Source organism: Pseudomonas sp. LBUM1679 (assembly GCF_059695565.1).
Window position 1 is genome coordinate 172,215 of record NZ_CP166774.1, and the last position, 24,996, is coordinate 197,210.

The following is a 24,996-nucleotide window of genomic DNA, read 5'->3' on the forward strand; positions in this document are numbered from 1 at the left end:
CAAGACTGCCCTCAATAAAGTTTGGCTGGGTCACCTGGACCAGCTTTCCGTTACGAAAGGGCGAAGAGGGCATTGCGGCCCGGCTGGCCATGTAAGGATGCTGACGTATGCCGAGTATTGTTGCCCCTTTTGTTCAACGTGGTATGCGACCGCTGTTTCGCGTCGCGTTGTGCAGCCAGTTGATCTGGCCGATGTTAGCGTTTGCAAACACCCCTTACGATGAAATGGTGCTCGATGCCCGAGCCGGTCACTACACGCCCGCGCTCACCGCGCTGCGTCAGGTGCCACCGGACCAGGCCACCACCGATCAGATCAGCGATCACTTGCAGATCGCCAGTTGGGCCGGCCTGGACGCCGAAGTGATCAAGGTTTATGAAACCCAGGGGCGCACCCTGGACCTGCCCATTGCGGCCTTGACCGCGACTGCACGGGCTTACCGCAACCAGAAGCGCTGGGACGATGCGAGCCGGGTCTACAACAAAGCCTTGGCCATCGCACCGGACAACCAGGAGTTGCAACTGGGGCTGGCATTGACCCAGGCCGACTCCAGCAAGCCCGACCAGGCGGTAACGCGAGCCAGAGCGCTGGTGGCGGCTCAACCCAATGACGTTTCCCGCCGGATGGCCCTGGGCTACGCCTTGAATCGTGCCGGCAATCAATACGATTCGTTGTTCGAATACGATCAGGCCTTTGTCCGTTCCGGTAACGATCCACAAGTCGCCAGGGAGTATGTGGGTGCGATGCAACGTGCTCACCTGCCGGAACCGGCCTTGCGCCTGGCCCGTCAGCGCCCCGGGTTGATCGATCCGGTCACGATACGTCACCTCGAAGGCGACCTGGCCGCAGAACGTGTGCGGCTGGCTGAAATGCCTACCCGCAGCGAATCGGAGCGTTATGTGATCGCTGATCGCGCCCTGGCCGATTACGACAAATTGATTTCCACCTGGTCCGCGGATCCGCAGGCTAAAGATGACGTCATCCGCTGGCGCATCGACCGCATGGGTGCCCTCAAGGCCCGTTCGCGCACCGCCGAGGTCATCAGCGAACACCACAAGCTGCAGGCCGAAGGTGTGGAAGTGCCGACCTATGCCCAGCGCTGGGTGGCCGCGTCCTACCTGGACCAGCGCGAACCGGAAATCGCCACCGATATGTATCGTGCGATCCTGCTCACGCCGGATGCCGATCCTGGCAACCGTTTGCTAGACACCACCGCGCTTTACTACGCCTTGCTCGAAAGCGGCGAGGCCACCGAGGCGCGCGCAGTCGCCGAGGAGCTGGCCAAAACCCAGAGACCACGGGTCGAGCTCAAGGGCTTGCCTGGAGGCAACCCCAACGACGAATGGATGGACGCGCAACAACTCGCTGCCCAGGCCGGGACCTACAGTTCCGATCTGCCCCATGGCGAGGAGCGTCTGCAGGCCTTGGTCGAACAGGCGCCGGGCAACGTGAGCTTGCGTGTGTCTCAGGCCGACCTGTACCTGGCGCGGGGCTGGCCACGGCTTGCCGAGAGCAAGCTCAAGGAAGCCGAAAGCATGGCCCCGCGGGACATTAACCTGGAAATCGCCCAGGCCCACACCGCCACGGACCTGCAGGAATGGCGGCAGGTGGATGCCCTGACCGACGACGTGGTCGCGCGTTCCCCCGACAATCGTCAGGTCCAGCGCCTGCAACGTCAGCGTGAGGTCCATGACAAGTTCGAGTTGCGGGTAGAAGCGTTCGGCGGCAAGACTTATGGCGGCGATGACGACAACGTCGGCGCGGTCAACGGCAGTAAAGATTTCGGCATCGAAACCGTCCTGTACAGCCCGCCCATCGGTGAAGACTGGCGTGTGTTCGCCGGTGCCGGTTATGCCGAAGGCGACTTCCAGGAAGGAACCGGTAACCATAACTTCCAGCGCGTCGGGCTCGAACGCCGGACCCGCGACTTGACCCTGGAAGCGGAAGTCTCCAACCACTCCTATGGCTTCGGTTCCAAACAGGGCGCGCGTCTGGCGTTCGCCCATGACATCAACGATTACTGGCAGTACGGCGCCAGCCTGGAATACTTCGCCGCGGCGACACCGTTGCGGGCCTTGAACAGCGACATCACGGCCAATGGCGGCAGCGGTTTCATTCGCTGGCGGGCCAATGAAAGTCGCGAGTGGAAATTCGCGGTCAGTCCGTCTCACTTCAGCGACGGCAACGACCGCGTCGAAGCCTTGCTCACCGGGCGCGAAGGCATCTACAGCGCACCGACCGTGCAAGTCGATCTGGGATTGGAAGTCGGCGCCAGCCACAACTCCCTGTCTGACGACGTGCCGTATTTCAATCCCAAGTCCGATCTCAGCGTCCTGCCGATGGTCAGCGTCAATCACATGCTCTACGAGCGCTATGAAACTCGATGGAGTCAGCAGTTCCAGGCCGGCGCGGGTACTTACACCCAGCAATATCACTCCACCGGAGGCATGGCGCTGTTGGGCTATGGCCAGCGTTACAGCTGGAACGACGTGGTGGAGGTCGGCGGTATGTTAAGCGCAATCAACCGGCCATATGACGGAGAGCGGGAAACCGATCTGCGTCTGATGGTCGATCTTACTTTCCGCTTCTAGAGGGGTTTGAAAATGGCCTTGATGTCGCGTTTCTTCCTCCTGCTGGGAGTGCTGTTGATCAGCGCCTGCGCCCAGCAAGCACCGGCATTTGCGCCGCCGACCGAAAGGCCGGTGGTGACCAGCGAAGCCCCGTGGCCGAAAAACCATGTACTCGGCATCGCCTATCACGATGTCGATGACAAAGACCCCGACCAGGCGGTGGTGGCCGTGCGCACCGAGCGCCTGATCGAGCAGCTGGCCTGGTTGCGGGAGAACGGCTACCAGCCGGTCTCCGTCGACCAGGTCCTGGCGGCACGCAAAAAAGGAGGCCCCGACCTGCCTCCCAAAGCGGTCATGCTCAGTTTCGACGACGGTTATTCGAGCTTCTATACCCGGGTGATGCCGGTGCTGCGTGCCTATAAATGGCCTGCATTGCTGGCGCCGGTCGGAACCTGGGTCGACACCCCGCTGGACAAACCGGTGGATTTCGCCGGCATGCCGCGCAAGCGCTCGGAATTCCTGACCTGGGATCAGGTAAGGGAGGTTTCCCAATCCGGACTGGTGGAAATCGCTGCGCACACCGATGCCAATCACAAGGGCATCCTGGCTAACCCTCAGGGCAACCTGGAGCCGGCCGCCACGACCCGGCGTTACGATCCAGTCGCCAAACGCTATGAAACCGAAGCCGAGTTCCAGGCCCGTCAACGCGTGGATATCTTGGCGATCTCGGAGAAAATCCACAAAGTCACGGGTAAAAAGCCGCGAGTCTGGGTCTGGCCGTACGGCGCGGCGAGCGGCACCACGCTGCAAATCGTCAATGATCAGGATTACGAGATGGCCTTGACCCTGGAAGACGGGCTCGACACTCTGGATACCCTGATGAACAGCCCGCGTTACCTTGTTTCTTCTGACCCGGAAGGCGCGCGCTTCGCCAACAGCGTCGTCTCGGTGCAGTCGAAGAACGCAATGCGCGTCGTGCACGTAGACCTGGATAACGTCTACGACCCGGACCCGGCCCAGCAGGAAAGAAACCTGGGTAAATTGATCCAGCGCATGTCCGACATGGGCGCCAATACGGTGTTCCTGCAGGCCTTCGCCGATCCGAAGGGTGATGGCCTGGTGCGTTCGCTGTACTTCCCCAACCGTCACCTGCCGATGGCCGCCGACATTTTTGACCGCGTGGCCTGGCAGTTGCGCACCCGGGCCCATGTCAAAGTCTACGCCTGGATGCCAGTGCTGAGCTTTGCCCTGGATTCGAAGCTGCCGCGCGTGACGCGCTGGGACCCGGAAACCGGCACGACGGCGGTCGATCCGAACCAGTACAAACGCTTGTCGCCCTTCGATCCGAACGTACGGCGCATCATTGGTGAAATCTACGAAGACCTGGCGCGCATGTCATCGGTGCACGGCATCCTGTTTCACGATGACGCGCTGCTGTCGGACTTCGAAGACGCAGGCCCCGATGCCCTCAAGGTTTACGCCGCCAACGGTCTACCCGGCTCGATTTCCGCGCTGCGTGCCGATCCTGCAGTGCTGCAGCGCTGGACGCGCTTCAAGAGCCGCTACCTGATCGATTTCACCAAGGAACTGACCGCCAAGGTCCGCGCGATTCGTGGCCCGCAACTGGATACGGCGCGCAACATTTTCGCCGAACCAATGCTCAACCCCGAAAGTGAAGCCTGGTACGCGCAGAACCTTGATGACTTCCTCGTCACATACGACTGGACGGCGCCGATGGCCATGCCGTTGATGGAAAAACAGTCTTATGAAGACTCCGAAGCCTGGCTCGAGAAACTGGTCGCCACGGTCAAGGCTCGCCCAGGCGCGCTTGATCGCACCGTGTTCGAATTGCAGGCACGGGACTGGACGAAACAGGACCAGGCAGACATCGAAGGCGAACAATTGGCCGAGTGGATGCGAGTTCTGCAGCGTCAGGGCGTGACCAGTTTTGGCTACTACCCCGACAACTTCCTCGACAATCTGCCCGACCTGAAATCCGTACGGCCGGCCCTCTCCAACAAGTGGAATCCATAACATGCTGGATAGACTTCTGGCTTTACTGGTTCTGGCGATCGTCCTCGGGATTCCTCTGGGGCTGATCTTTCTGCTCACCGGACAATTCCTGATGGACTTCGTGTTCTTCTATCCACTGTTCATGTCGGGACTGTGGATCGCGGGGGGGCTCTATTTCTGGCTGCACTGGGAGCGGCACTGGCCGTGGAACGAAGACACCTTGCCGCCACCGCTGGCCGGCGAGCCGCTGATTTCAATCCTCGTCCCTTGCTTCAACGAAGGTGACAACGTCACTGAAACCATCCATGCGGCGCTGGGCCAGCAGTACCCGAACATCGAAGTCATCGCGATCAACGATGGTTCGAAAGACAACACGGGCGCGATACTCGACGCCTTGGCCGTGCAGGATCCGCGTTTGCGGGTACTGCACCTGGCGGAGAACCAGGGCAAGGCCGTGGCCCTGCGCATGGGCGCCATTGCAGCGCGTAGCGAGTACCTGGTGTGCATCGACGGTGATGCGCTGCTGGCACCCCATACCGCGGCTTACCTGGTTGCGCCGTTGCTCGAGAACCCGCGCCTCGGCGCGGTGACCGGCAACCCGCGGATCCGTACCCGTTCGACCCTGGTCGGCCGGGTGCAGGTTGGCGAGTTCTCCTCGATCATCGGTCTGATCAAACGTACCCAGCGCGTGTTCGGGCGGATCTTTACCGTCTCCGGCGTGGTCGTTGCTTTCCGTCGTACGGCCCTGCACCGGGTCGGCTACTGGAGCACGGACATGATCACCGAAGACATTGATATCAGCTGGAAGCTGCAACTGGACCACTGGAGCATTTTCTACGAGCCCCGTGCGCTGTGCTGGATCCTGATGCCGGAAACCCTGGGTGGTCTATGGAAGCAGCGTCTGCGCTGGGCCCAGGGCGGTGCGGAAGTGCTGTTCAAGAACATTCGCGGCATCTGGCAGTACCGTCATCGTTACCTCTGGCCGTTGCTGTTCGAATATTGCCTGTCCACCGGTTGGGCGTTCACCTTCCTGCTGTCGATAGTTTTATGGCTGGTGGGTCTGTACATCGCGTTGCCGGAAGTCATCGCGGTGCCCCGTATGTGGCCACCGGCGTTCACCGGCTTGCTGCTGGCAGTGGTCTGCCTGATGCAGTTCGGGGTCAGCCTTCTGATCGATCGGCGCTACGAAAAAGGTTTGGGCAAGACGATGTTCTGGGTGATCTGGTACCCGCTGGTGTTCTGGTTGGTCAGTCTGCTCACCACACTGGTCAGTTTTCCCAAAGTGCTGTTCCGTTTACGTCAGAAACGTGCGCGCTGGGTCAGTCCAGATCGCGGCATTCGGCCGCCTGGTGCCGATGAAGAGGAGATCGTCAAATGAAAATCATCACAACCCGGCAGCGGCCAGTGCTTATCGTGGTCGATACCTTGTTCACCGTCCTGGCCTGGGCCGGATTCCTGTATTTATTGTTTCTGGGTATCTGGCCATTGATCGGCAGCCACGACGGTCCGCGGATTGGCGCTTCAGCGTACGACGCCCTCGGCACCCTGCAGATTTATTTGTGGGTGGCGGTGTTCAACGCGGTGGTTCTGATCGGTTGGGCACGTTATCAACAACGTAAAAGCAAAAGCTACGCCCAGCGTCGACTCCCGGCCCCGGTCGTCGACGATCAGAGCTTGAGCAAAAGCTTCAAACTGTCCCGCGAACGGCTGCACAAATTGCGCAGCCCAGGTTCGATGACCATTCACAACGATCACGATGGCGATATCTCGCACGTGGTCAGCCACTTCTTTACTATCGATCCCCGGCAGCCGCTCTCCCTGCATCCTCTGGAGAATCCAAAAGTGGTCCGTCGTCCATCCGACGATGACGAAGGCAAAGAGCCGGTAAACCGCGCCTGAGCCTGACACGTACGCCCGTGTAGGAGCTGCCGCAGGCTGCGATCTTTTGATCTTGCTCTTTAAAGATCAAAAGATCGCAGCCTGCGGCAGCTCCTACACCGGTTATGCGAGGCTCATGGTCAGCCAACGTCCCGAATCAAGCGCCACGCCTCGTCCACCGGCAGTGGTTGTTTCATCCGTTCAGCGAGCATCGCCATCGCCCGTTCTTCATCGCAGGCGACGGCGGCTGCCACCACACCGTTCTTGCAGAACAGGCCGATAAAGGGCGGATGGTCGGGGTCACCCTTGAATTCGACTTCGTCCCAGGCCTCGGCATGGCCCAGGTAGTCGTAGTTTTTGCCGAAGTGCCAGGTCCAGAAAAACGGCACGTCGAGGTAATGCTCGTCGCCGCCGAGCATGTTCGCTGCCGCGATCCGTGCCTGTTGCTGGGCCAGGCGCCAATGCTCGATGCGCTGAGGCTGGCCATTGAGCGGGAAGGTCGCGATATCACCGGCGGCCCAGAGCCCAGCGGTCACGCGCATACCGCCGTCGACCGTCAGTGACTGATCTTTTTCCTTGGGTAAATCGGCAAACGGTGCGGTTGCCGGGCTGACGCCAATGCCGACCAGCACCAGGTCCGCTGGCAAACGTTGACCGTTGTCCAGTTTCACCGCTTCGACCTTGTCGGTGCCTTCTATCTGCGCGGCTTCGCTATCGGTGTGGAAGACCACGCCGTGGGCCACATGCCGGGCACGAATGGCCTTGCCGACCGCGTCGCCGAATTGCTTGGCGAAGGGTACGGCGTGGCGAGCCAGAACGGTGACGTCCAGACCGTATTCGCGCAGGGCCGAAGCAGACTCCAGGGCAATGAAACTGTCGCCGATGATCACCGCTCGCTGGCCAGGTTGCGCAGCGGCCAGAATCCGCTGCGCCTGATCCTTCGAGCGCAGCACGAAGACCTGCGGCAAGTCGGCACCGGGCAGAGTGAGCGGGTTGGGCGTGCCGCCGGTAGCGAGCAGGGCGGCGTCATACGTCAGCGACTGACCGTCAGCCAGTCGCAGGGTTTTATTCGCCGCATCCAGGCTGGCCACTTCACCCTTGATTCGCTCGATTCGCTGCTCGTGGTAGAAGCTTTCATCCCGCAGCGGTGGGACGTCCTCCGGCGGCATTTCACCGGCGATCACGAATTTGCTCAGCACCGTGCGGTCGTAGCCGGCGTCGGCTTCGCGGTCGATCAGCAGCACGCGGCCGCCAAAGCCTTTTTCGCGCAGCGCCGCCGCAGCTGCCGTGCCCGCGGCACCGGCACCGATGATCACGAACGTGCGCTCATCGTCAGCCGGCGGTGTGCTGCCAGCCGGCAGTGGCCGGTCGTCGACCCAAACCTCGTCTTCGCGCAGTTCTAGCGGGTAGCGCTTCAGGCTGTCCAGGGACGGCGGTTCACAGAGCGCACCGTCTTCGATCCGGTACGCGGCCTTGTGCCAGGGACAGATCAGCCGTCCGTTACACAGCGCGCCCTCGGCCAGCGGCGCCCCGGCATGGGGGCATTCACCCTGATAGGCGCGCAATTGATCGCCGACTCGCAGCAGGACGATTTTAGTGTCCGCGATCCGGACTTCCAGGCCACGGTTCTCGGGCACATCGGCGAAACGGGCGACGCGGTGCAGGGCCATGATCGCTTTCCTGACGGACGTTTCAGTTAAGAGTCCGGGGTTTCTTCCGAGGTTCAGCCAATTGCCGCTGCCAAGGCACGAACGGTCCGGCTATAGTTTGCACGCCGTCCATGGCCCCACCCGCACAAGGTGCTCCGGTATGACCCGATTGACCTCCCTGAACCCTTGGCTGGCGGCCGTTGCAGTCGCCCTTTGCGTGCAATATCCGGCGCAGGCCCAGGAGCGCTTCACCCTCAGTATCCCCGGTGTTACGGACAATCGCCTGTTCACGGCGGCAGCGGCCAGCGATGCTGCCGGTTGTGGCGGCAAGAATCAGTCACCGGCCCTGAGCTGGAACGCCGGCCCCCTGGGCACTTTGAGCTACGCCATTGTGATGCACGACCCCGATGGCCAGAAAGGCCTGGGCGTCGACCACTGGATTCACTATGGAATCAAGGCCGCGACCCACCAGATCCCGGCCGGAGTCGGCGCCAAATCCGCCCTCGAGGGCGTGGGCGGCAGCAACAGCAAAGGCACCACCGGCTACGTGGGTCCCTGCCCACCGGTCGGCGACAGCTCCCATCACTACATCATCCAGCTCTATGCCCTGGACCTGGCACCAGACGCCTTGCCCGCCGGCCTGAGCCGCGCGCAGCTGATGGAAAAGATCAAAGGCCATGTGTTGAAAAACAGCAGCGTGGTGCGGCGTTATCACCGCTGAAGTTTTTTCACTTCGGTTTAACCCGAACCGGTCGGGCTGCCCGTCTCAGAGGATGTATGGATCAATTTCCTCCTGAGGTCAGCCCCCATGTCCCTCCCTCTGCATTTCCTCCGCCCGGCCGCTCAGGGTTTCACCGTCGGGTTATTGCTGGCCGTGGCCGGTTGCGGTGTTTCGTCCAAGCCTGAATCCGCCTCGGTCTCGCCGCCGGCTCAAGGTGCGCTCAAAACAGAGGCGGTACGTAGCGAGGCGGTCATGGCGGACGCCACGATGGCCAAGCGCAGCGTGCGACCGGCACCCATGGCGGGCTTTGCGCCGATGCCTGAATCCGCTCCGGGAGGTTATCGAGACGAGCAGCGTGAGCAGTATCAAGCGCTGGCTGACAACCCGATTCATAGCGTGACCGAATCGCCGGTATCGACGTTCAGCGCCGACGTCGACACCGGCGCCTATGCCAACGTCCGCCGCTTGCTCAATCAAGGGCGCTTGCCGCCCGAAGGCGCGGTGCGCCTGGAGGAAATGGTCAATTACTTTCCCTACGATTACGCCTTGCCCGCCGATGGCTCGCCGTTTGGCGTAACCACTGAATTGGCGCCGTCACCGTGGAACCCGCATACCCGTTTGCTGCGCATCGGCATCAAGGCGTCCGACCGCACGGTGGCCGAACTGGCACCGGCAAACCTGGTGTTTCTGGTGGACGTGTCCGGCTCTATGGACCGTCGCGAAGGTTTGCCGTTGGTCAAAAGCACCCTGAAACTGCTGGTCGATCAGTTACGCGAGCAGGATCGGGTGTCATTGGTGGTCTACGCCGGCGATTCGCGCGTGGTCCTGGAACCGACTTCCGGACGGGAAAGAGCGAAAATTCGTACAGCTATCGATCAATTGACTGCAGGCGGCGCCACCGCTGGGGCGTCGGGGATCGAGCTGGCTTACCAAATGGCACAACAGGCGTTTATCCCCCAGGGTATCAACCGCATCCTGTTGGCCACCGACGGCGACTTCAACGTCGGCATCAGCGACTTCGACAGTCTCAAGCAAATGGCGGTGGATAAACGCAAGACCGGCGTGTCCCTGACCACCCTGGGGTTTGGTGTGGATAACTACAATGAACACCTGATGGAACAACTGGCCGATGCCGGCGACGGCAACTACGCCTACATCGACAACCTGCGCGAGGCGCGCAAGGTGCTGGTGGATCAGCTCGGTTCGACCCTCGCTGTCGTGGCAAAGAACGTAAAGCTGCAAGTGGAATTCAACCCGGCGCAGGTCAGCGAATACCGGTTGTTGGGGTACGAGAATCGCGCGCTGAAACGTGAGGATTTCAGCAATGACAAAATCGATGCGGGTGAAATCGGTGCAGGACATACCGTAACCGCGTTGTATGAAATTGTGCCCAAGGGTGAGAAGGGCTGGCTGGAGCCGTTGCGGTATGGCAAATCCGTGGCCGATGTTTCCGGGAACACCGGGGAATTGGCGATGTTGCGAGTGCGATATCAGTTGCCTGAGGGTGGGAATAGTCGCTTGATCGAGCGGTCGATCGTCGACAGTGAGGCCGGCAAAGCCAGTGATGACCTGCGATTTGCGGCGGCCGTGGCGGCGTTTTCCCAGCAGCTCAAGGATGGGCGTTATACCGGCGACTTCAGCCTGAAAGACACCGAAGCCTTGGCCCGCGGTGCTCGGGGTAATGATCAATTTGGTCTGCGGGCAGAGTTTGTGCAATTGGTGGAGTTGGCGCAGAGCCTGCGAATCTCGACCGCATCGAACCAACAGCCCAATGACCACCGGAAAGAGTGAAAGAGGCCAGCGCTGACATGTCCGATCCTGAAATCAGCTCAGCCGCCGGCAGCGACGAATCGCTGCTGGCCCGCTACCGTTCGGGCGACGGGCCGGCGTTCGAGATCTTGTACGCCCGCCATCGCCAGGGGCTTTATCGCTTCCTGGTCGGCCTGAGCGGCAAAGCCGAACTGGCCGAAGAGGTCTACCAGGAAACCTGGCTGAGCCTGATCCGCAGCAGCAGTCAGCCACAAGGTCGAGCGAATTTTCGTACCTGGCTCTACCAGATTGCCCGCAACCGCCTGATCGATCACTGGCGCAAACACGGCATCCACAACCCCTTGCACGACAGCTATGACGAACAACTTCACGCCCTGAGCGACGAGGCGGCCGATCCCGAACAACTGCTGAGCCTGAGTCGCGACAACCAGCGTCTCGAAGCCGCCCTGCAAAACCTGCCCGCCAACCAGCGTGAAGTGTTCCTGCTGCGAGCCCACGGTGACCTAGACCTGCCGCAAATCGCCACCCTCACCGAAACACCGCTGGAAACCGTCAAAAGCCGCTTGCGCTACGCCCAGCAAAAACTGCGTCGGCTGCTGGCCGAGGAGGTACTGACATGACTGACGCCCGTCCTACACCGGAAGAGGAAGTGGTGAAGCACTTTCGTGAACATGCTGCTGATGAACCACCGGCGCATCTCGACGCCTTCATCCTGGCCACCGCGCACCGCGGAGTCCCTGCGCCGAAACCCAGCCTGTGGCAACGCTGGGTTCAGGCATGCCAGAAGCCTCGTTGGCAGGTCGCATTTGCCAGCCTGGTCGGCGTGGCGCTGATGCTTGCTTTGGTGCAGCGCACGCCGGAACAAACGCCGAGCTACGACTTCGCCCCAGCGCCAAAAATATCCGCGCCGGTCGCTAAAAAAGAAACCGCACAAGCACCACCGTCGGCTGCACGCTCTCTGGCTGCCCCGGCCGGCGCTATGTCCGCACCTGCGCCCGCGGCGCCAATGGCCGATTTTGCCGCCCCTGCGCAGAGCGAATCGATCAACGCTGAAATGGCCGATGAAGCGAAGGTCAGCAAACGTGCAGCGGCTCCGGGGAAAACACTGGATGAACAGCTGCATGAGGTCCTGCGCCTGCAAAATGCCGGTCAGCAACAGGCCGCCGATGCGCTGTTGAAAACATTGCACAAGCGTTTCCCTGGAGAAAACCTCAAAGCCCGACTGAAGGAGCTACAGAAAAACTGAGGTACACAGCGGCCGCCAATTTGGCATCGACACCCGAAAGCGCGCACTATCGACCCATAGCCGATGCGTTGGAGGATGCCGTGGCAAAAAAAATCGACCGCATCGCCCAAATGCTCAACTGCCCGGTGAAGGGCGAAGAACTGCGGCGAGCAGTGACTGAGAGTCGTAAGGAGTTTCTGCTGGCCAAGCAGGAAGAGGGGGCTCCTGAAGAAGACGTCCCTGATGATGAGTTGATCGAGGACGAAGAAGACGATGATGAATACGACGAGTTCGACTGGACGACCGAGTGAAAGCCGCACACAAAGCACTACTCTTTCAAATTGCAGACCCCGACAAATCAGGACCCGCAATTTGAATGGTGGGTGGCGGCTATGTCTTACAAAAAACCGGAAGCTATGCCTGGTGCATCGCCGAGAGGCACACCGCGAGTGACTTGAAACACCGCCTGATCTGAGCAGTAGATGGCAGGCGTTAAGCCGATCGTTCCGGTCGGTCAGTATTACCGAACTCAAGCGTAGTCCCAGCACTGTGATCGAGCAGGCAGGCTCAGAGCCTATTGCTGTTCTCAACCACAATCGTCCCGCCGCTTATCTCCTGCCGCAGGCTGCTTATCAGCAATTGCTGGATCGATTACAGGCAGCAGAAATCCGTGAGGCCATTGCTGCCAGTCGCAATGATCCACGTCCGGCCATTGCGGCCGACACGGTGTTTGCTGAGCTCGATGCGTTTATAGATGAGGTCGCAGCTGAGCAGGGGCGTCCATGAGGCAACTGCTTTCTCTCCGCACATGCACGAGATGATTTGCAGCAAATCGCGAAATACATCGCCCGGGACAATCCTGGCCGTGCCAGGTCGTTCGTTGGTGAATTGCGAGCGCAATGTTCACGGCTGAATACGCAACCGCTGCTTGGGATTTCTCGGGATGACTACGCCAAGGGCGTGCAAATGATTACTCATGGCTGATATCTGATCTTTTACAGCGTGATCGCAAACGATGTTCACATTGAGCGCGTACTGCATAGCGCGAGAGACATCGGTCGACTGTTTGAATCAAGCAGCGTTGATCATTAGGCAAAACCACCCGGTTTAACAGCTAGATCGCCAGCGCCTACCGGTGGTTGACTAGAGACGCTCAGTTTACAATCGGCCTCAACAAGACCCCTGTCGGTTGATGCGCTAAGGCGCTGAGATTGCTCAGGGGTTTTTTATTGTCTGGTTTTTTGCGTTACCAGTCGTGTGTTGTCGATCGTGAGGGCTTTCCTGTTTATCAGCCTCCCTAAAGAGTGCACCCACAAAAAAGCCCCAGACCCTAAGGTCTGAGGCTTTCTCGTTGCTACGTATGGTGCACCAGGCGGGATTCGAACCCACGACCACTGCCTTCGGAGGGCAGTACTCTATCCAGCTGAGCTACTGGTGCAATGCGGGCGCCATGATACTCATAAGCGGTGCGGGCGTCCATGCTGCTGAATCGCCTGTGTTTTTAAGCGCCAAACGACCGTTCGCTACGCTGATCAGAAAAAACACGCAAATGCGCCGTTTTCGTTCTTTTTTTCGAACAGGCTATTGTCCTTTACCCCCTTTGATCCTAGGATTCGTTTGAGATTTCAAACGCTCTTGTCTGGGTGCTGAACCGCACGAGTCCAATCCGTGCGCTATTTATGTGCTTCAGCCCGGTGAATGATTTCCCTGACGGCAGCCTTCGAGGCGCCTTTCTACAATCATAATTCGCTCCGCGCTGGTCGCGGTGCTGTTAAGGAAAGCCGACATGCAGCTTAAAGACACCCAGTTGTTCCGCCAGCAAGCCTTTATCGATGGCGCTTGGGTCGATGCGGACAATGGTCAGACGATCAAGGTCAACAACCCGGCAACGGGCGAAATTCTGGGTACTGTGCCGAAAATGGGCGCTGCCGAAACCCGCCGTGCGATCGAAGCCGCTGACAAGGCGCTGCCGGCCTGGCGTGCACTGACCGCCAAGGATCGCGCGAACAAGCTGCGTCGCTGGTTCGAACTGATCATCGAGAACCAGGACGACCTCGCTCGCCTGATGACCCTGGAACAGGGCAAGCCATTGGCCGAAGCCAAGGGCGAGATCGTTTACGCCGCTTCCTTTATCGAGTGGTTCGCCGAAGAAGCCAAGCGCATCTACGGTGACGTGATTCCGGGCCACCAGCCCGACAAGCGCCTGATCGTGATCAAGCAGCCAATCGGCGTGACCGCTGCAATCACTCCGTGGAACTTCCCGGCCGCGATGATCACCCGTAAGGCGGGTCCAGCGCTGGCTGCCGGTTGCACCATGGTGCTCAAGCCTGCTTCGCAAACGCCATTCTCGGCATTCGCTTTGGCTGAACTGGCCCAGCGTGCCGGCATCCCGAACGGTGTGTTCAGCGTTGTTTCCGGCAGCGCCGGCGACATCGGCAGCGAGCTGACCAGCAACCCGATCGTGCGCAAACTGTCCTTCACTGGCTCGACCGAAATTGGTCGTCAGCTGATGGCTGAATGCGCCAAGGACATCAAGAAAGTGTCCCTGGAGCTGGGTGGCAACGCGCCGTTCATCGTGTTCGACGACGCGGACCTGGATAAGGCTGTCGAAGGCGCGATCATTTCCAAGTACCGCAACAACGGCCAGACCTGTGTCTGCGCCAACCGTCTGTACATCCAGGATTCGGTCTACGACGCGTTCGCCGAGAAGCTGAAAGTGGCCGTGGCCAAGCTCAAGATCGGTAACGGTCTGGAAGACGGCACCACCACTGGCCCGCTGATCGATGAAAAAGCCGTGGCCAAGGTTCAAGAGCACATCGCTGATGCCGTCAGCAAAGGCGCAACCGTGCTGGCCGGTGGCAAGGTCATGGAAGGCAACTTCTTCGAGCCGACCATCCTGACCAACGTGCCGAAGAACGCTGCCGTGGCCAAGGAAGAAACCTTCGGTCCATTGGCGCCGCTGTTCCGTTTCAAAGACGAAGCCGAAGTGATCGCGATGTCCAACGACACCGAGTTCGGCCTGGCTTCGTACTTCTATGCCCGCGACCTGGGTCGTGTGTTCCGTGTGGCTGAAGCCCTGGAATACGGCATGGTCGGCGTCAACACCGGGTTGATCTCCAACGAAGTCGCGCCGTTCGGCGGCATCAAGGCGTCGGGCCTGGGCCGTGAAGGCTCCAAGTACGGCATCGAAGATTACCTGGAAATCAAATACCTCTGCCTGGGCATCTAAGCTCGCAAGACAAGAGCCGGGCAAGGCATTGCTTCAAGCGGAAAGGGCACGAGAGCGCTGTCCCTTTCTGCGCTTCAAATGGAATTTTCTCTGTGGCTGGGAACGCTGCGGCAGTCGATCATCGCATGCTGCCGCAGTTGCCTCCCCGCCGCATTTTCCTTGAGCCACGCCGCCCGATGAGCGGCGAATGAGGACTGTATGAGCAAGACTAACGCATCTCTGATGAAACGCCGCGAAGCCGCTGTACCACGCGGTGTTGGCCAGATTCACCCGATCTTCGCCGAGTCCGCGAAGAACGCCACCGTGACCGACGTTGAAGGTCGCGAGTTCATCGACTTCGCCGGCGGTATCGCCGTGCTGAACACCGGCCACGTGCACCCGAAAATCATCGCCGCCGTGACCGAGCAGCTGAACAAGCTGACCCACACGTGCTTCCAGGTGCTGGCTTACGAGCCGTACGTAGAAGTGTGCGAAAAAATCAACGCCAAGGTGCCGGGTGATTTCGCCAAGAAAACCCTGCTGGTGACCACCGGTTCCGAAGCCGTGGAAAACTCGATCAAGATCGCCCGTGCCGCCACTGGCCGTGCCGGCGTGATCGCGTTCACCGGCGCTTACCACGGTCGCACCATGATGACCCTGGGCCTGACCGGTAAAGTCGTGCCTTACTCGGCCGGCATGGGCCTGATGCCAGGCGGCATCTTCCGCGCGCTGTACCCGAACGAACTGCACGGTGTGAGCATCGACGATTCGATCGCCAGCATCGAACGCATCTTCAAGAACGACGCCGAGCCGCGTGACATCGCCGCGATCATCATCGAGCCGGTTCAGGGCGAAGGTGGTTTCTACGTCGCGCCGAAAGAATTCATGAAGCGTCTGCGCGCACTGTGCGACCAGCACGGCATCCTGCTGATCGCTGACGAAGTACAGACTGGCGCTGGCCGTACCGGTACTTTCTTCGCCATGGAACAGATGGGCGTTGCCGCCGACCTGACCACCTTCGCCAAATCCATCGCTGGCGGCTTCCCGCTGGCCGGTGTCTGCGGCAAGGCCGAATACATGGACGCCATTGCTCCAGGCGGCCTGGGCGGCACCTACGCCGGTAGCCCGATCGCTTGCGCCGCAGCCCTGGCCGTGATGGAAGTGTTCGAAGAAGAGCACCTGCTGGACCGCTGCAAGGCGGTCGGCGAGCGTCTGGTGACTGGTCTGAAAGCCATCCAGGCCAAATACCCGGTGATCGGCGAAGTGCGTGCCCTGGGCGCGATGATCGCGGTCGAGCTGTTCGTCGACGGCGACAGCCACAAGCCGAATGCTCCAGCGGTAGCCGCGGTTGTGGCCAAGGCTCGCGACAAGGGCCTGATCCTGCTGTCCTGCGGCACTTACGGCAACGTTCTGCGTGTGCTGGTACCGCTGACTTCGCCGGATGAGCAACTGGACAAAGGCTTGGCGATCATCGAAGAGTGCTTTTCGGAGCTCTGATCGATTTGTGAGCTGATCGACAAAAAACCCGCTTCGGCGGGTTTTTTTACGTCCCCGGAACACCTCGTACTGTTTCCAGCGACCCGCATTGATTAAGGTGCACGCCTTGCCAATGGGGTGTGCAGATGACTGCTATGGTTTTACCCGCTGTACCGCGTGTGCTGATTGCCGAGGCCGACCCCTGGGCTCGTGACCTGCTCAAGCAAGTGCTGTTGAGCGTGCGCTGCGACGTACGGCTGGATCTGTGTGCCGATGGTCAGGACGCACTGCGCTTGCTCGCGGAATATCCCTACGACCTGGTGATCGCTGACTGGGCGTTGCCCGGCATCGATGGCTTGAATGTGTTGCGCAGTGTTCGCCAGCGCAAACGCAATCCGCCACTACCGTTCATTCTGATGAGCAGCCGTAACGACAGTGCCAGCGTGCGCCAAGCTTTGCCCCTGGCGCCTGCGGCCTATCTGACCAAACCCCTGAACATGGAAAGCCTGACCCGGCGTCTGCGGGGTTTACTGCTCAATGCTGGCGAGCAAGTGTTGTGCGATGGGCCGACGCTGGCGCCGGGCATGACCTTGTCGGTTTTCCTGGAGCGCCGACGCGAACTAGCTGATGGCGCATCCCTGATGACCGACGTGCAGTTGGCGCTCAAGCGCAGCCTCAATCCCGACAGCATCGATCTGACGCTGCTGCATGACGAGATCCGTACCGATCCGCAGATCACCGCCGTGCTGATCGCCGCCGCCAACAGCGCGGCCCAATATCAGGGTGTTGCCGTACAAACCCTGTCCCAGGCGCTGCACCGTCTTGGCATCGAACAAAGCATGAACCTGGTTCTGGGTTTGGCCCTCAAGCGCAGTGCGCGGTTCAGCGATCCATGCCTGGCGGACTACGCCGAGCGTTATTGTGAGCTGTCGCGGCACACCGCCGAATATGCGCGGTCCCTGGCGCGCTTGCTGGATCTGGATCAGGAGCGCTGTTATTGCGCCGGCATGCTGCATCGACTGGGCGAACTGGCGTTATTGCGGTCGTTGCAGGAATGGAAGCAAGCCGGGGGTGAGCTGGATGAGTGGGAGGAGGTAGGAAACGCGCTGGCGCAATTCGGTGCGGCGTATGGTTCGGCATTGCGCACCCGCTGGCGTTTGCCGCTGGAGTTGCGAGGCTTGATTGCGGCGGTCTACGAGCTCGGTGGCGGCGTTTACTCCCGTGAAGCGCTGGTGATGAACATGGCTGCTCAGTTGGCGCGTCTGCCCGGGCATGAGGGTGTTGAGGCGCTGGCGAAGAGCCGGACGGCTCGGTTGCTCAAGATCGGAGTGCCGGAATTGACGCGTCTGCGCCAAAGGCAAGCCTAGCCGGAGAGGATGCGGTTCTTGCCCTGGCGCTTCGCCTCGTACATCGCCGCATCGGCGCGGGCGAACAGGGCGTCGATGTTTTCATCCTCGGCCGTGAGGGCGGTCAGGCCTTGGCTGATAGTGATGCCGAACGTCTGGTCGTCATGGCAGAAGCTCAACCGCTGAATCTCCCGCTGCAGGCGCTCGGCCACTTGCATGGCCATGTCCGGTGCACAACCGGGAAATACCGCCGCGAACTCCTCACCGCCGATCCGCCCGAATACATCACCACGCCGCAAGGACCCACGACCGCTCTCGGCGATCCGTTGCAGCACGCTATCGCCCACCTGGTGGCCATAGGTGTCATTGATCACTTTGAAATCATCGATGTCCAGCAGCAGGAACGACAGAGGCGTGCCTTGATTTCGCGCCTGTTCGAATTCGTGGTTGGCGCATTCGAAGAAGTGCCGGCGGTTGCTGCTCTGGGTCAGTCCGTCCGTGGTAGCCAGGCGCTGCAGTTCGGTTTCCATGTGCTTCTTGTCGGTGATGTCTTCGGCAAATCCGACGATGATCACTGGCTGTCCCGGCTCGGCCAGACGGTTGATGAAGCACTTGTCACTCAGCCAGCGCACCTGGCCGTCGGCGGCGATGATGCGGTACTCACGGTCTTCAACGGCGCCTTTGACCAATACGTCGGCCAGGCTGCGCTCGGCATAGTCCAGGTCGTCGGGGTAAATGCTGTCGCGCCACTGGTTGTAGTCGGACAGTAAAAGGCCGACGGGACGGCCAAAAATCCGCTCATAGGCAGGGCTCACATAGAGCATCTGGCGGGCTTCCCAGTCGAATGCCCAGAGCACCGCGTTGACGCTCACCAGCAGGGAGCTGAACAGTTGTTCGCGTTCGCTCAGGCGCGCCACTTCGCCTTGGGCATGTATCAGCGCCATTAGCGTTTGCGCGGCCTCAGGCCACTGCGGAGGGGATGAGTCTTGTAGGTTTCTATTGACCATCGGAACGAAGTCTCAAAGGGCGTGTGCCGCTCGAGGTTCGAAAGCGGCCACCACAAAGCCCGCCTGGATGGCGAAGTGTCTTTGAGATAGGGGATTTGAAATGAAGTTCCCGCCTTTTGTGGCCAGGGAGCTTGCTCCCGCCGGGCGGTACACCGCAACAATCTGGCGATTGCGTTTTGTCCGTTAAAACGCATCGCCAGTGTTGCGGCTGCTTCGCAACCGAGCGGGAGCAAACTCCCTCGCCACAGGCGAGCCCCGCAGTAGTCGGTCAGGTGGTGGCAGGGCGCAGGGAGTAGGTTTTCAACTGGTCGGCGAAGTCGCGCAGAGACTGGATGCCGCTGGCTTCGGCTTCGTGTACCCAATCCTTGATGGCGGCCAGCATGTCGTGACCATTCGAGCTGGTCTTGAGCCAGATCTGTTGCAAGGCCAGGCGTTTCTCGTAGATGACCTTCAGCGCCTGACTGTGCTCGAGCATGGTCTGGATACGAAGGTGGTGTTTTTCATCCAGAAGGCTGGTTTCCCGCGAGAGCAGGCGTTTGGCCCGGTGGAACTGGTGACGGACCGAGTGATCGACCTTTTCCAGCTCTTGCTTGACCAGCGGGGCGATCACCAGCTTGCGGTACTGGGCCATGATCTGGAAGCGATTGTTGAGGATAGCCATGGCAGTGTCCATGTCCAGGTTGCCTTTACCTTCGACGCGGTGGGCAATCGGCGCGACGCGCTGGACCTTGGCCAAACGGAAGAAACTGAAGACTTGTATCCAGGCCCAGCCGAGATCGAATTCCCACTTCTTCACCGACAATTTCGCCGAGTTCGGGTAAGTGTGATGGTTGTTATGCAGTTCTTCGCCGCCGATCAGGATGCCCCATGGCACCAGATTGGTCGCCGCATCGCGGCATTCGAAGTTGCGGTAGCCGATGGCATGGCCCAGGCCGTTGACCACGCCGGCAGCCCAGACCGGGATCCACATCATCTGGATGGCCCAGATGGTGATACCGATGGTGCCGAACAGCAGCAGGTCGATAACGCCCATGATCGCGACGCCCAGCAGCGGGAAACGGCTGTACAGGTTGCGTTCGATCCAGTCATCCGGGCAGTTCTTGCCGTAGATGCGCAGGGTCTCGGGGTTTTCCGCTTCGGCGCGGTACAGCTCGGCACCTTTGCGCAGGACAGTGGACAACCCCTTGATGACCGGGCTGTGCGGGTCATCTTCGGTTTCGCATTTGGCGTGATGCTTGCGGTGGATAGCGGTCCACTCGCGGGTGTTCTGGGCTGTGGTCAACCACAGCCAGAAGCGGAAAAAATGTTTCAGGCCGGCATTGAGCTCAAGCGAGCGATGGGCTGAATAACGATGCAGATAGACCGTGACGCCAACGATCGTCACGTGGGTCATCAGCAGGGTGACTGCCACCAGTGACCAGGGCGACAAGCCGAGAAAACCTTCGTACCACATAGGCTATTGGGCCCTCGATAAAGAAAAAAACAGCCGTTGCATTATCACTGAGCCTACAGATAAAACCAGTCACCCTTTCAGATAAGAGTGGCTGGATGTTTCTTTAACCGATAATCCCATCCTTTTTGAAGGGGCATGGATGGCCGAATGTCCGCTACCTATCGCGATGCTCTGCGTGCCGCGCTGCTCTACCCTCTGGTTTCAATGGGCTGGCTGCAATCGAGTGGTCATTTATTGAGCAGTTTCTTCGATAGCTCCGAGGCGTTGCAGCGAGGACAACTGATCAACGGTTAGGCGGCCTCGAGCCTTGCAGCGTCCTTGAAGACGCCTTCGCCAGCAAGCCGGCTCCTACAGGGGCTGGGCAGGCCCATATTTTATTTTAGTTATATAAACATTCTTAAATAGTCTTTTTAAGAATATCCGCGCTTATCTACTATTGCTCTCACGCCGCAAGCAGTGCCGCCCACTGCCAGGCAACCTCTCAGTCGAAGGAGCAGCACCATGAGCGCATCCCTGCGTAGCGTTGACGGTCAAGACGAAGCCACCATCTTGCGTGAGATCCAGAGTGCCTTGCGCGACCTGCGGTTCGGCGCCGTGGAAATCACCGTGCACAACGCTCAGGTGGTCCAGATCGAACGCAAGGAAAAATTCCGTTTGCAGAACCCGGGCAATAAACCGAGCTGAAACAAAGATCAAAAGATCGCAGCCTGCGGCAGCTCCTACGGGGGATCGATGTAGGAACTGGCGAAGGCTGCGATGTTTTAACCGGCAACCGCGATTCCAACAAAACCATAAGAAAAGCCATTACCCACAGAATTCCAGGAGCTTTCACCATGTCGTCGATTCGTCATTTCGCTTTGGCCGCCCTGGCCAGCGCCCTATTTGCTGGTTCCGCGGTCGCCAAGGATTACGAACTGCTCAACGTGTCGTACGACCCGACCCGTGAGCTGTATCAGGATTACAACACCGAGTTCACCAGTTTCTGGAAGAAAGCACATCCGGGCGACAATGTGAAAATCCAGCAATCCCATGGTGGCTCGGGCAAACAGGGCCGGGCGGTGATCGACGGTCTGCGCGCCGACGTGGTGACGCTGGCCCTGGCGGGTGACATCGATGAAATCGCCAAGCTGGGCAAGACCCTGCCGGCCGACTGGCAGAAGCGTCTGCCAGAGGCGAGCACGCCGTACACCTCGACCATCGTGTTCCTGGTGCGCAAGGGCAATCCCAAAGGCATCAAGGATTGGGGCGACTTGACCAAGAGTGGTGTGGAAGTCATCACCCCGAACCCGAAAACCTCTGGCGGTGCACGCTGGAACTTCCTGGCAGCCTGGGCCTATGGCCTGAAAGCCAACGGCGGTGACGAAGCCAAGGCCAAGGAATACGTGCAGACCCTGTTCAAGCACGTTCCCGTTCTGGATACCGGTGCTCGCGGTTCGACCATCACCTTCGTCAACAACGGTCAGGGCGACGTGTTGCTGGCCTGGGAAAACGAAGCCTTCCTGGCGCTGAAAGAAGATGGTGGCGCCGACAAGTTCGACATCGTGGTGCCTTCGCTGTCGATCCTCGCCGAGCCTCCAGTGGCCGTAGTCGACAAAAACGCCGAGAAAAAGGGCAACACCGAAATTGCCGAAGCCTATTTGAAACACCTGTACAGCCCTGCGGGTCAGGAAATCGCGGCGAAAAACTTCTATCGTCCACGTGACAAGGACGTCGCAGCCAAGTATGCCAAACAGTTCCCGACCCTGGACCTGGTGACCATCGACAAGGACTTCGGCGGCTGGAAAACCGCGCAACCGAAATTTTTCAATGACGGTGGCGTGTTCGACCAGATTTACCAGGCGCAGTAATCTGCACCAGGTCATAAATGAGCCCCGATTTAACCGTCGGGGCTTTGCGCGTTCTCAACCAAGGACTTTTATGTCGCGTCGTATCTCCCCCGTCATACCCGGCTTCGGGCTGACGCTGGGCTACACCTTGGTGTACCTCAGCCTGATTGTGCTCATTCCACTGGCGGCGATGTTCGTGCATGCCGCTCAACTCACCTGGGATCAGTTCTGGGCGATTATCTCGGCGCCGCGGGTGCTGGCGGCGTTGAAGCTGAGCTTCGGCACCGCCCTCTACGCCGCGATCATCAACGGCATCATCGGCACATTGCTGGCCTGGGTGCTGGTGCGCTACACCTTCCCGGGACGAAAAATCATCGATGCGATGATCGATCTTCCGTTCGCATTGCCCACTGCCGTTGCCGGTATCGCGTTGACCGCGCTCTACGCGCCGAACGGCTGGGTGGGGCAGTTCGCGGCCGACCTGGGGTTCAAGATCGCGTATACCCCCCTCGGCATTACGCTGGCCCTGACTTTCGTAACGCTTCCATTCGTGGTACGTACAGTACAGCCAGTATTGGCCGATATCCCGCGTGAAGTCGAAGAGGCGGCAGCGTGTCTCGGTGCGAAACCGTTGCAGGTTTTCCGCCATATTCTGGTGCCGGCATTGCTGCCAGCCTGGTTGACTGGCTTCGCTTTGGCCTTTGCCCGCGGGGTTGGCGAGTATGGATCGGTGATTTTCATCGCCGGCAACATGCCGATGAAAACCGAGATCCTCCCGCTGCTGATCATGGTCAAGCTCGACCAGTACGATTACACCGGCGCTACCTCCATTGGTGTACTGATGCTGGTGGTTTCCTTCATCCTGTTGCTGCTGATCAACTTGCTGCAGCGGCGCATCGAAACCCCATAAGGAGGCGCACACATGTCCCAATCGTCTATTGCTGCTGCTTCCTCGAACGCCTCCCGCCGTGGCAGCGCCTCATCGCGGCGACTGCTGATCGGCCTAGGCTGGCTGATTTTTGCCCTGTTCCTGTTGTTGCCCCTGGTTATCGTGGTGTCCCAGGGCCTGAAGCTCGGAATCGGTGCGTTCTTCACCGCGATTTTTGAACCGGATGCGTTGTCGGCCCTGAAACTCACGATGATCGCCGTGCTGATTTCGGTGCCGCTGAACCTGGTGTTCGGCGTCAGTGCGGCGTGGTGCGTGAGCAAGTACTCGTTCCGCGGCAAAAGTATCCTCGTGACTCTGATCGACCTGCCGTTCTCGGTGTCGCCGGTGATCGCCGGCCTGGTCTATGTGCTGATGTTCGGCGCCCAGGGCTTGTTCGGGCCATGGTTGCAGGACCACGACATCCAGATCGTCTTCGCTTTGCCGGGCATCGTGCTGGCAACGATTTTCGTCACCGTGCCGTTCGTGGCCCGCGAGCTGATTCCGCTGATGCAGGAACAAGGCACCCAGGAAGAAGAGGCCGCCCGCCTGCTCGGCGCCAATGGCTGGCAGATGTTCTGGCATGTCACCGTACCCAACATCAAATGGGGCCTGATCTACGGCGTGGTGCTGTGTACCGCGCGGGCCATGGGTGAATTCGGTGCGGTGTCGGTGGTTTCCGGGCACATTCGCGGGGTGACCAACACCCTGCCGCTGCACGTCGAGATCCTCTACAACGAATACAACCACGTGGCCGCGTTCGCCGTGGCGAGCCTGTTGCTGATCCTGGCGCTCTTCATCCTGCTGCTCAAGCAGTGGAGCGAAAACCGTATTAACCGCCTGCGCGCCAGCGCCGCGGAGGAATAAGTCATGTCGATCGAAGTGCGTAACGTCAGCAAGAATTTCAACGCGTTCAAGGCGCTGGACAACATCAGCCTGGACATCCAAAGCGGCGAACTGGTCGCGCTGCTCGGCCCCTCTGGTTGCGGCAAGACCACGCTGTTACGGATCATCGCCGGCCTGGAAACGCCGGATCAGGGCAGCATCGTGTTTCACGGTGAAGATGTTTCCGGTCACGACGTGCGTGATCGCAACGTCGGCTTCGTGTTCCAGCACTACGCCCTGTTCCGCCACATGACCGTGTTCGACAACGTCGCGTTCGGCCTGCGCATGAAACCGAAAAACCAGCGCCCCAGCGAGAGCCAGATCGCGGTGAAAGTCCACGAATTGCTGAACATGGTGCAGCTGGACTGGTTGGCGGATCGCTATCCGGAACAGCTGTCCGGCGGTCAGCGTCAACGGATTGCCTTGGCCCGCGCCCTGGCGGTAGAGCCGAAGGTCCTGCTGCTCGACGAGCCGTTTGGCGCCCTCGACGCCAAGGTTCGTAAAGAACTGCGCCGCTGGCTCGCACGGCTGCACGAAGACATCAACCTGACCTCGGTCTTCGTGACCCACGACCAGGAAGAAGCCATGGAAGTCGCCGACCGCATCGTGGTGATGAACAAGGGTGTGATCGAGCAGATCGGCTCACCGGGCGACGTCTACGAAAACCCCGCCAGCGATTTCGTCTACCACTTCCTCGGCGACTCGAACCGTCTGCATTTGGGCGAAGACAACCATGTGCTGTTCCGTCCTCACGAAGTGTCGCTGTCGCGCCATGAACTGGAAGACCATCACGCCGCCGAGGTGCGGGATATCCGTCCATTGGGCGCGACGACCCGGGTAACGCTGAAGGTTGAAGGCCAGAGCGATTTGATCGAAGCGGAAGTGGTGAAGGATCACGACAGCCTGGTCGGGTTGGCGAAGGGCGAGACACTGTTCTTCAAGCCGAAGGTCTGGCAGAAAGTCGCCAACATCTAACCATTGTAGGAGCCGGCTTGCCGGCGATAGCGGTGTGTCTGACACACCGCGTTATCGTTGATCGCTGGCAAG

Annotated in this window: 23 protein-coding genes, 1 tRNA gene and 1 pseudogene; 20 read left to right on the forward strand and 5 right to left on the reverse strand. The window is 60.0% G+C overall.

The features are described from left to right. The first annotated feature begins 107 nt into the window (after positions 1-107). From pgaA to pgaD, 4 genes are read left to right on the forward strand one after another with little or no spacing between them, the layout of a single operon-like run. Positions 108-2,588, forward strand: coding sequence for a poly-beta-1,6 N-acetyl-D-glucosamine export porin PgaA (pgaA, locus tag ACA062_RS00790; RefSeq protein ID WP_497454812.1), 2,481 nt, complete (start codon positions 108-110; stop codon positions 2,586-2,588). Between the two features lie 12 nt (positions 2,589-2,600). Beyond that, entirely contained in the window at positions 2,601-4,601 is a 2,001-nt protein-coding gene (gene pgaB, locus ACA062_RS00795) for a poly-beta-1,6-N-acetyl-D-glucosamine N-deacetylase PgaB (protein WP_497454813.1), read from the forward strand. A 1-nt stretch (position 4,602) separates the two neighbouring features. Next, entirely contained in the window at positions 4,603-5,958 is a 1,356-nt protein-coding gene (pgaC, locus tag ACA062_RS00800; protein WP_497454814.1) for a poly-beta-1,6-N-acetyl-D-glucosamine synthase, read from the forward strand. After that, complete coding sequence (pgaD, locus tag ACA062_RS00805) at positions 5,955-6,479, forward strand: poly-beta-1,6-N-acetyl-D-glucosamine biosynthesis protein PgaD (RefSeq protein ID WP_497454815.1); 525 nt, start codon at positions 5,955-5,957, stop codon at positions 6,477-6,479. Before pgaC ends, pgaD begins: the two co-directional genes overlap by 4 nt. A gap of 119 nt (positions 6,480-6,598) precedes the next feature. Here pgaD and ACA062_RS00810 read toward each other — a convergent pair whose 3' ends face one another. Next, the gene (locus tag ACA062_RS00810) at positions 6,599-8,128 is read right to left on the reverse strand and encodes an FAD-dependent oxidoreductase (protein ID WP_497454816.1); all 1,530 of its coding nucleotides are present in this window, start codon (positions 8,126-8,128) and stop codon (positions 6,599-6,601) included. Positions 8,129-8,267: 139 nt separating this feature from the next. On the opposite strand from ACA062_RS00810, the gene ACA062_RS00815 reads away from it, so the two are divergent. The 5 genes from ACA062_RS00815 (at position 8,268) to ACA062_RS00835 (ending at position 12,134) form a co-directional block, all read left to right on the forward strand. Then, positions 8,268-8,828 (forward strand): YbhB/YbcL family Raf kinase inhibitor-like protein, encoded by a 561-nt coding sequence (locus tag ACA062_RS00815; protein ID WP_497454817.1) that lies wholly within the window; start codon positions 8,268-8,270, stop codon positions 8,826-8,828. Positions 8,829-8,915: 87 nt separating this feature from the next. After that, positions 8,916-10,619 carry a vWA domain-containing protein gene (locus ACA062_RS00820; protein WP_497454818.1) on the forward strand — a complete coding sequence of 568 codons (1,704 nt, stop codon included), beginning with the start codon at positions 8,916-8,918 and terminating at the stop codon, positions 10,617-10,619. Positions 10,620-10,636: 17 nt separating this feature from the next. Continuing rightward, positions 10,637-11,218 (forward strand): RNA polymerase sigma factor, encoded by a 582-nt coding sequence (locus tag ACA062_RS00825; protein ID WP_497454819.1) that lies wholly within the window; start codon positions 10,637-10,639, stop codon positions 11,216-11,218. After that, a complete protein-coding gene (locus ACA062_RS00830) occupies positions 11,215-11,844 on the forward strand; it encodes a hypothetical protein (RefSeq protein WP_497454820.1) in 630 nt (209 codons plus the stop codon). The genes ACA062_RS00825 and ACA062_RS00830 overlap by 4 nt, the downstream gene beginning before the upstream one ends. 20 nt (positions 11,845-11,864) lie before the next feature. Beyond that, on the forward strand, positions 11,865-12,134 hold the full coding sequence (locus ACA062_RS00835) for a hypothetical protein (RefSeq protein WP_497454821.1): 270 nt from the start codon (positions 11,865-11,867) through the stop codon (positions 12,132-12,134). A gap of 89 nt (positions 12,135-12,223) precedes the next feature. Here ACA062_RS00835 and ACA062_RS00840 read toward each other — a convergent pair. Beyond that, positions 12,224-12,325: pseudogene (locus tag ACA062_RS00840) on the reverse strand (DUF3077 domain-containing protein); the annotation flags it as partial. Between the two features lie 17 nt (positions 12,326-12,342). On the opposite strand from ACA062_RS00840, the gene ACA062_RS00845 reads away from it, so the two are divergent. Together ACA062_RS00845 and ACA062_RS00850 are read left to right on the forward strand one after the other, a co-directional pair. Further along, on the forward strand, positions 12,343-12,609 hold the full coding sequence (locus tag ACA062_RS00845; RefSeq protein WP_497457339.1) for a type II toxin-antitoxin system Phd/YefM family antitoxin: 267 nt from the start codon (positions 12,343-12,345) through the stop codon (positions 12,607-12,609). A 36-nt stretch (positions 12,610-12,645) separates the two neighbouring features. Then, the gene (locus tag ACA062_RS00850) at positions 12,646-12,807 is read left to right on the forward strand and encodes a type II toxin-antitoxin system RelE/ParE family toxin (protein ID WP_497454822.1); all 162 of its coding nucleotides are present in this window, start codon (positions 12,646-12,648) and stop codon (positions 12,805-12,807) included. A gap of 377 nt (positions 12,808-13,184) precedes the next feature. Here ACA062_RS00850 and ACA062_RS00855 read toward each other — a convergent pair. Then, positions 13,185-13,261: transfer RNA gene (locus ACA062_RS00855), tRNA-Arg, on the reverse strand. Positions 13,262-13,609: 348 nt separating this feature from the next. Between ACA062_RS00855 and gabD the strand changes: the two genes are divergently transcribed. The 3 genes from gabD (at position 13,610) to ACA062_RS00870 (ending at position 17,874) form a co-directional block, all read left to right on the forward strand. Further along, a complete protein-coding gene (gene gabD / locus ACA062_RS00860; RefSeq protein WP_128873893.1) occupies positions 13,610-15,052 on the forward strand; it encodes an NADP-dependent succinate-semialdehyde dehydrogenase in 1,443 nt (480 codons plus the stop codon). 198 nt (positions 15,053-15,250) lie between these two features. Next, complete coding sequence (gene gabT, locus ACA062_RS00865) at positions 15,251-16,528, forward strand: 4-aminobutyrate--2-oxoglutarate transaminase (protein WP_033058568.1); 1,278 nt, start codon at positions 15,251-15,253, stop codon at positions 16,526-16,528. A gap of 125 nt (positions 16,529-16,653) precedes the next feature. Continuing rightward, positions 16,654-17,874 (forward strand): HDOD domain-containing protein, encoded by a 1,221-nt coding sequence (locus ACA062_RS00870; RefSeq protein WP_497454823.1) that lies wholly within the window; start codon positions 16,654-16,656, stop codon positions 17,872-17,874. Here ACA062_RS00870 and ACA062_RS00875 read toward each other — a convergent pair. Continuing rightward, the gene (locus ACA062_RS00875; RefSeq protein WP_497454824.1) at positions 17,871-18,860 is read right to left on the reverse strand and encodes a GGDEF domain-containing protein; all 990 of its coding nucleotides are present in this window, start codon (positions 18,858-18,860) and stop codon (positions 17,871-17,873) included. The two genes, ACA062_RS00870 and ACA062_RS00875, sit on opposite strands and share 4 nt — an antisense overlap. Positions 18,861-19,128: 268 nt before the next feature. Beyond that, a complete protein-coding gene (desA, locus tag ACA062_RS00880; protein WP_497454825.1) occupies positions 19,129-20,313 on the reverse strand; it encodes a delta-9 fatty acid desaturase DesA in 1,185 nt (394 codons plus the stop codon). A gap of 147 nt (positions 20,314-20,460) precedes the next feature. On the opposite strand from desA, the gene ACA062_RS00885 reads away from it, so the two are divergent. The 6 genes from ACA062_RS00885 to ACA062_RS00910 all read left to right on the forward strand — a co-directional run bounded on the left by ACA062_RS00885 (position 20,461) and on the right by ACA062_RS00910 (position 24,924). Continuing rightward, a complete protein-coding gene (locus ACA062_RS00885) occupies positions 20,461-20,607 on the forward strand; it encodes a hypothetical protein (protein WP_497457534.1) in 147 nt (48 codons plus the stop codon). Between the two features lie 207 nt (positions 20,608-20,814). Beyond that, the gene (oscA, locus tag ACA062_RS00890) at positions 20,815-20,997 is read left to right on the forward strand and encodes a sulfur starvation response protein OscA (RefSeq protein ID WP_007941032.1); all 183 of its coding nucleotides are present in this window, start codon (positions 20,815-20,817) and stop codon (positions 20,995-20,997) included. 149 nt (positions 20,998-21,146) lie between these two features. Beyond that, on the forward strand, positions 21,147-22,160 hold the full coding sequence (locus ACA062_RS00895; RefSeq protein WP_497454826.1) for a sulfate ABC transporter substrate-binding protein: 1,014 nt from the start codon (positions 21,147-21,149) through the stop codon (positions 22,158-22,160). A gap of 70 nt (positions 22,161-22,230) precedes the next feature. After that, on the forward strand, positions 22,231-23,049 hold the full coding sequence (cysT, locus tag ACA062_RS00900) for a sulfate ABC transporter permease subunit CysT (protein ID WP_462020291.1): 819 nt from the start codon (positions 22,231-22,233) through the stop codon (positions 23,047-23,049). Positions 23,050-23,061: 12 nt separating this feature from the next. Further along, positions 23,062-23,931 (forward strand): sulfate ABC transporter permease subunit CysW, encoded by an 870-nt coding sequence (gene cysW, locus ACA062_RS00905; protein ID WP_155000405.1) that lies wholly within the window; start codon positions 23,062-23,064, stop codon positions 23,929-23,931. A 3-nt stretch (positions 23,932-23,934) separates the two neighbouring features. Further along, a complete protein-coding gene (locus tag ACA062_RS00910) occupies positions 23,935-24,924 on the forward strand; it encodes a sulfate/molybdate ABC transporter ATP-binding protein (RefSeq protein WP_497454827.1) in 990 nt (329 codons plus the stop codon). The last annotated feature ends 72 nt before the right edge of the window (positions 24,925-24,996 follow it).

What these genes read in the sequence shown, in the direction of transcription:
- ACA062_RS00910 (WP_497454827.1), top strand. Translation starts at nt 23,935, where the DNA reads ATGTCGATCGAAGTGCGTAACGTCAGCAAGAATTTCAACGCGTTCAAG.
- ACA062_RS00895 (WP_497454826.1), top strand. Translation starts at nt 21,147, where the DNA reads ATGTCGTCGATTCGTCATTTCGCTTTGGCCGCCCTGGCCAGCGCCCTA.
- gabD (WP_128873893.1), top strand. Translation starts at nt 13,610, where the DNA reads ATGCAGCTTAAAGACACCCAGTTGTTCCGCCAGCAAGCCTTTATCGAT.
- ACA062_RS00885 (WP_497457534.1), top strand. Translation starts at nt 20,461, where the DNA reads ATGTCCGCTACCTATCGCGATGCTCTGCGTGCCGCGCTGCTCTACCCT.
- ACA062_RS00820 (WP_497454818.1), top strand. Translation starts at nt 8,916, where the DNA reads ATGTCCCTCCCTCTGCATTTCCTCCGCCCGGCCGCTCAGGGTTTCACC.
- pgaA (WP_497454812.1), top strand. Translation starts at nt 108, where the DNA reads ATGCCGAGTATTGTTGCCCCTTTTGTTCAACGTGGTATGCGACCGCTG.
- pgaC (WP_497454814.1), top strand. Translation starts at nt 4,603, where the DNA reads ATGCTGGATAGACTTCTGGCTTTACTGGTTCTGGCGATCGTCCTCGGG.
- ACA062_RS00810 (WP_497454816.1), bottom strand. Translation starts at nt 8,128, where the DNA reads ATGGCCCTGCACCGCGTCGCCCGTTTCGCCGATGTGCCCGAGAACCGT.
- gabT (WP_033058568.1), top strand. Translation starts at nt 15,251, where the DNA reads ATGAGCAAGACTAACGCATCTCTGATGAAACGCCGCGAAGCCGCTGTA.
- ACA062_RS00825 (WP_497454819.1), top strand. Translation starts at nt 10,637, where the DNA reads ATGTCCGATCCTGAAATCAGCTCAGCCGCCGGCAGCGACGAATCGCTG.
- ACA062_RS00830 (WP_497454820.1), top strand. Translation starts at nt 11,215, where the DNA reads ATGACTGACGCCCGTCCTACACCGGAAGAGGAAGTGGTGAAGCACTTT.
- desA (WP_497454825.1), bottom strand. Translation starts at nt 20,313, where the DNA reads ATGTGGTACGAAGGTTTTCTCGGCTTGTCGCCCTGGTCACTGGTGGCA.
- ACA062_RS00815 (WP_497454817.1), top strand. Translation starts at nt 8,268, where the DNA reads ATGACCCGATTGACCTCCCTGAACCCTTGGCTGGCGGCCGTTGCAGTC.
- pgaB (WP_497454813.1), top strand. Translation starts at nt 2,601, where the DNA reads ATGGCCTTGATGTCGCGTTTCTTCCTCCTGCTGGGAGTGCTGTTGATC.
- ACA062_RS00870 (WP_497454823.1), top strand. Translation starts at nt 16,654, where the DNA reads ATGACTGCTATGGTTTTACCCGCTGTACCGCGTGTGCTGATTGCCGAG.
- ACA062_RS00875 (WP_497454824.1), bottom strand. Translation starts at nt 18,860, where the DNA reads ATGGTCAATAGAAACCTACAAGACTCATCCCCTCCGCAGTGGCCTGAG.
- oscA (WP_007941032.1), top strand. Translation starts at nt 20,815, where the DNA reads ATGAGCGCATCCCTGCGTAGCGTTGACGGTCAAGACGAAGCCACCATC.
- cysW (WP_155000405.1), top strand. Translation starts at nt 23,062, where the DNA reads ATGTCCCAATCGTCTATTGCTGCTGCTTCCTCGAACGCCTCCCGCCGT.
- cysT (WP_462020291.1), top strand. Translation starts at nt 22,231, where the DNA reads ATGTCGCGTCGTATCTCCCCCGTCATACCCGGCTTCGGGCTGACGCTG.
- pgaD (WP_497454815.1), top strand. Translation starts at nt 5,955, where the DNA reads ATGAAAATCATCACAACCCGGCAGCGGCCAGTGCTTATCGTGGTCGAT.